At 67.4% G+C, this 242-nt stretch carries 1 protein-coding gene; it reads right to left on the bottom strand.

Annotated features, from left to right (window positions below; genetic code table 11):
- On the bottom strand, window positions 1–242 hold a 242-nt coding region (locus HKX41_13060), incomplete at both ends, for a class I SAM-dependent methyltransferase (GenBank protein ID NNC25063.1).

The raw sequence follows: 242 nt of genomic DNA, 5'->3' as shown, positions 1-242 counted from the left end.
GAACAGGCCCTCGGCGATCACCAACACCGGCCGGTCCGGATCGAGCTTGCCGATCCAGTCCGGCTCCATCACGTTGCTCGCCAGGGTGCGGTACTTGCCCAGCCGCTGCGGCAGCAGCTCGCGCCGCAGCCGGATCACTTCCGGAAAGTCGATGTCCAGCCAGTCCACGTCCAGCGCCGGGTCGACCCGGTAGATGCGCGAATCCAGGCCGCAGGCCAAATGCAGCACCAAGGTGTCGTGGC

The organism is Salifodinibacter halophilus, assembly GCA_012999515.1.
GTDB lineage: Bacteria > Pseudomonadota > Gammaproteobacteria > Nevskiales > Salinisphaeraceae > Salifodinibacter > Salifodinibacter halophilus.
This window is presented reverse-complemented; position numbering and strand designations above follow the sequence as displayed.